The organism is Rothia sp. HMSC066G07, assembly GCF_001814485.1.
Lineage (GTDB): Bacteria > Actinomycetota > Actinomycetes > Actinomycetales > Micrococcaceae > Rothia.
Window position 1 is genome coordinate 1 of sequence record NZ_KV816916.1, and the last position, 5548, is coordinate 5548.

Here is a 5548-nt window from a genome sequence, read left to right on the forward strand (position 1 = left end):
TTATCCAAAAACCATACAGTGAACGCAAACAACAAACAACTCTCTTGAAAAGTAAGCCTTCGGCCTATTAGTACCAGTCAACTCCACGAGTCTTCAGTCCCCGCTTCCATACCCGGCCTATCAACCTCATCATCTATAAGGAGCCTCACACACCAAAAGTGCCAGGAAATCTCATCTCGAAACAGGCTTCCCGCTTAGATGCTTTCAGCGGTTATCCCTCCCGAACGTAGCCAATCAGCCATGCACCTGGCGGTACAACTGACATACCAGAGGTTCGTCCGTCCCGGTCCTCTCGTACTAAGGACAGCCTTTCTCAAATTTCCAACGCGCGCAGCGGATAGGGACCGAACTGTCTCACGACGTTCTGAACCCAGCTCGCGTACCGCTTTAATGGGCGAACAGCCCAACCCTTGGGACCGACTCCAGCCCCAGGATGCGACGAGCCGACATCGAGGTGCCAAACCATGCCGTCGATATGGACTCTTGGGCAAGATCAGCCTGTTATCCCCGAGGTACCTTTTATCCGTTGAGCGACGGCCGTTCCACAACGTACCGCCGGATCACTAGTCCCGACTTTCGTCCCTGCTCGACCTGCCAGTCTCACAGTCAAGCTCCCTTGTGCACTTACACTCAACACCTGATTGCCAACCAGGCTGAGGGAACCTTTGGGCGCCTCCGTTACACTTTAGGAGGCAACCGCCCCAGTTAAACTACCCATCAGGCACTGTCCCTGAACCAGATCATGGCCCGAAGTTAGACATCCAGATTGACCAGAGTGGTATTTCAACAACGACTCCACACAAACTAGCGTCCATGCTTCACAGTCTCCCACCTATCCTACACAAGCCAAACCAAACACCAATACCAAACTATAGTAAAGGTCACGGGGTCTTTCCGTCCTGCTGCGCGAAACGAGCATCTTTACTCGTACTGCAATTTCGCCGAGTTCATGGTTGAGACAGTAGGGAAGTCGTTACTCCATTCGTGCAGGTCGGAACTTACCCGACAAGGAATTTCGCTACCTTAGGATGGTTATAGTTACCACCGCCGTTTACTGGGGCTTAAATTCTCAGCTTCGCCCAAAAAAGGCTAACCAATCCTCTTAACCTTCCAGCACCGGGCAGGAGTCAGTCCGTATACATCGTCTTACGACTTCGCACGGACCTGTGTTTTTGATAAACAGTCGCTTCCCCCTGGTCTCTGCGACCCATACACGCTCCAGGCAGCAAGTGCCCATCACGCTCAAGGTCCCCCTTCTCCCGAAGTTACGGGGGCATTTTGCCGAGTTCCTTAACCATGATTCTCTCGATCGCCTTAGTATTCTCTACCTGATCACCTGTGTCGGTTTAGGGTACGGGCGGCTAAAACCTCACGCCGATGCTTTTCTCGGCAGCATAGGATCACCAAATCCCCCAAAAACGGGGTCCCATCACGTCTCAGGCACACAGCCGGCGCATTTAACAACCGACAACCCTACACGCTTAGACCACGACAACCATCGCGTGGCTTGGCTACCTTCCTGCGTCACACCTGTTAACACGTTTACCTCCAAAGATCGGGTCCCACAACCCACACAACACACAAACAAAAGCCTGCACATCATGCTTCGCATGGTTAGCATCACAATATCAGTATGGGCGGTTTTTCACCGGTACGGGAATATCAACCCGTTATCCATCGACTACGCCTGTCGGCCTCGCCTTAGGCCCCGACTAACCCAGGGCAGATTAACTTGACCCTGGAACCCTTGATCATCCGGCGGATGAGTTTCTCACTCATCTTTCGCTACTCATGCCTGCATTCTCACTCGCATAGCCTCCACCACTGGTTTACACCGCAGCTTCAACGGCCACACGACGCTCCCCTACCCAACAACCAAAAAGATCATTGCCACAACTTCGGCGGTGTACTTGAGCCCCGCTACATTATCGGCGCAGAATCACTTGACCAGTGAGCTGTTACGCACTCTTTCAAGGATGGCTGCTTCTAAGCCAACCTCCTGGTTGTCTAAGCAACTCCACATCCTTTCCCACTTAGCACACGCTTAGGGGCCTTAGTTGGTGGTCTGGGCTGTTTCCCTCTCGACAATGAAGCTTATCCCCCACTGTCTCACTGCTACGCTCTCACTTACCGGCATTCGGAGTTTAGCTGACGTCAGTAACCCGTGAAGGCCCATCGGCCATCCAGTAGCTCTACCTCCGGCAAGAAACACGTAACGCTGCACCTAAATGCATTTCGGGGAGAACCAGCTATCACAGAGTTTGATTGGCCTTTCACCCCTATCCACAGCTCATCCCCTCCATTTTCAACTGAAGTGGGTTCGGTCCTCCACGACGTCTTACCGTCGCTTCAACCTGGCCATGGATAGATCACTCCGCTTCGGGTCTAGGTCATGCCACTCAAACGCCCTATTCAGACTCGCTTTCGCTACGGATACCCCACACGGGTTAACCTCGCGACATAACACTAACTCGCAGGCTCATTCTTCAAAAGGCACGCTGTCACCCCAAAAGGCTCCAACGGCTTGTAAGCACACGGTTTCAGGTACTATTTCACTCCCCTCCCGGGGTACTTTTCACCATTCCCTCACGGTACTGATTCACTATCGGTCATTAAGAAGTATTTAGACTTACCAGGTGGTCCTGGCAGATTCACACGAGATTCCACGAGCCCCGTGCTACTCGGGTGGCCACACCACGGACAGAACAATTTCGATTACGGGACTCTCACCCTCTACGGCCGACCATTCCAAGTCGTTCACCTACCATCCTGAACATCATGCCGGCAGCCAGTTAGAACTGCCACTGTGACTCCCACAACCCCCATGATGCAACGCCTAACCGCTATCACACACCACAGGTTTAGTCTCTTCCGCTTTCGCTCGCCACTACTCACAGAATCATTACTTTATTTTCTCTTCCTGCGGGTACTGAGATGTTTCACTTCCCCGCGTTCCCCCCAACCAGCCTATACATTCAGCTGGCGGTAACTCACCATGAAGATGAGCCAGGTTTCCCCATTCGGAAATCCTCGGATCAACGCCCAGTTATCGGCTCCCCGAGGCTTATCGCAGATTCACACGTCCTTCATCGGCTCTTAATGCCAAGGCATCCACCGTGTGCCCTTAATAACTTACACACAATCAAGAAAAATAAGAATCTAAAATCAACAATCAAACCAACACCAAAGCATTGATTCAACGCAAATTCCAGAAGATGCTCGCGTCCACTATATAGTTCTCAAACAACAACCCACAACACAACAACAACACAAACAAAAACACTTGCATCATCACCATGCCAGGCAAACAAAGGAACAACACACACGTGTTACCCCAAAACCCAACAATGCGCCTCATCCAACCCAAAACCAACATTCCACCCATGAGCAAAACCACCCACCCGACACTCGCGGGTAGCATGGCCAACTAAATGTGCTCCTTAGAAAGGAGGTGATCCAGCCGCACCTTCCGGTACGGCTACCTTGTTACGACTTAGTCCCAATCGCCAATCCCACCTTAGACGGCTCCCTCCCAAAAGGGTTAGGCCACCGGCTTTGGGTGTTACCAACTTTCGTGACTTGACGGGCGGTGTGTACAAGGCCCGGGAACGTATTCACCGCAGCGTTGCTGATCTGCGATTACTAGCGACTCCGACTTCATGGGGTCGAGTTGCAGACCCCAATCCGAACTGAGACCGGCTTTTAGGGATTAGCTCCACCTCACAGTATCGCAACCCTCTGTACCGGCCATTGTAGCATGCGTGAAGCCCAAGACATAAGGGGCATGATGATTTGACGTCATCCCCACCTTCCTCCGAGTTGACCCCGGCAGTCTCCTATGAGTCCCCACCATAACGTGCTGGCAACATAGAACGAGGGTTGCGCTCGTTGCGGGACTTAACCCAACATCTCACGACACGAGCTGACGACAACCATGCACCACCTGTATACCAGCCCCGAAGGGAAACACCATCTCTGATGCGGTCCAGTATATGTCAAGCCTTGGTAAGGTTCTTCGCGTTGCATCGAATTAATCCGCATGCTCCGCCGCTTGTGCGGGCCCCCGTCAATTTCTTTGAGTTTTAGCCTTGCGGCCGTACTCCCCAGGCGGGGCACTTAATGCGTTAGCTACGGCGCGGAAAACGTGGAATGTCCCCCACACCTAGTGCCCAACGTTTACGGCATGGACTACCAGGGTATCTAATCCTGTTCGCTCCCCATGCTTTCGCTTCTCAGCGTCAGTTACAGCCCAGAGACCTGCCTTCGCCATCGGTGTTCCTCCTGATATCTGCGCATTCCACCGCTACACCAGGAATTCCAGTCTCCCCTACTGCACTCTAGTCTGCCCGTACCCACTGCAATACACGGAGTTAAGCCCCGGCCTTTCACAGCAGACGCGACAAACCGCCTACAAGCTCTTTACGCCCAATAATTCCGGACAACGCTCGCGCCCTACGTATTACCGCGGCTGCTGGCACGTAGTTAGCCGGCGCTTTCTCTGCAGGTACCGTCAATCTCTCTTCTTCCCTGCTAACAGAGGTTTACAACCCGAAGGCCGTCATCCCTCACGCGGCGTCGCTGCATCAGGCTTGCGCCCATTGTGCAATATTCCCCACTGCTGCCTCCCGTAGGAGTCTGGGCCGTGTCTCAGTCCCAGTGTGGCCGGTCACCCTCTCAGGCCGGCTACCCGTCGTCGCCTTGGTGAGCCGTTACCTCACCAACAAGCTGATAGGCCGTGAGCCCATCTATAACCACTACATAACGCTTTCCACCAACACCCCATGCGGAGATTGGTCGTATCCGGTATTAGACCCAGTTTCCCGGGCTTATCCCAGAGTTAAAGGTAGGTTACTCACGTATTACTCACCCGTTCGCCACTAATCCACCTAGCAAGCTAGGCTTCATCGTTCGACTTGCATGTGTTAAGCACGCCGCCAGCGTTCGTCCTGAGCCAGAATCAAACTCTCCGTTGAAAAAATAGAAAAGCTTGATAATCTGATCTCAAACAGCGAATCACACACGGGGGTGCGTGACTCAAGCTGACTAAATTTGAAACCATTTGATGATTATCAAATATCAATAAATATTTGGTATTAGTTTCAGTTTCCATCACCATTTATTTGGTGATTTTATTGAACAAAGCACACTATTGAGTTCTCAAGCAACACACCGATTCAACACCTCAACCCCTTCATTCGAAGGAAGCCTTACCGTTGAACGGTCATTCATGTTATTTTCATTGTTACCGCGTTCCCGCGGCAACTCAATCAACTATACCAGCGTTTCGTTTGCCATGCAAATCCGTTTTCCGTGATTCACACCACAATGTTTCTTCCCTAAACTCCTCCACCATCACCAACCGGCAACCTGAGATTCTTCTAAGCAAGAAACCAAAACACTATACAATTGAAAGACAGTCAAACCGCTTCTGACTAGGAGAAACACCGAAGAAAACTCTTCGTTTTTTCCTCCTCGCCGCGGCGACTCATACAACTATACAGATGCCGAAATGGGTCTGCAACCCGAAAATGGGTGAAGTGGGACACAA

General features: G+C 51.9%; 2 rRNA genes. Both read right to left on the reverse strand.

The features are described from left to right. Positions 1-47: 47 nt before the first annotated feature. Positions 48-3138, reverse strand: a 23S ribosomal RNA gene (locus HMPREF2971_RS00450). Positions 3139-3444: 306 nt separating this feature from the next. After that, positions 3445-4973 (reverse strand): 16S ribosomal RNA (locus tag HMPREF2971_RS00460). The 16S and 23S rRNA genes sit together here, the layout of an rRNA operon. Between the last annotated feature and the right edge of the window lie 575 nt (positions 4974-5548).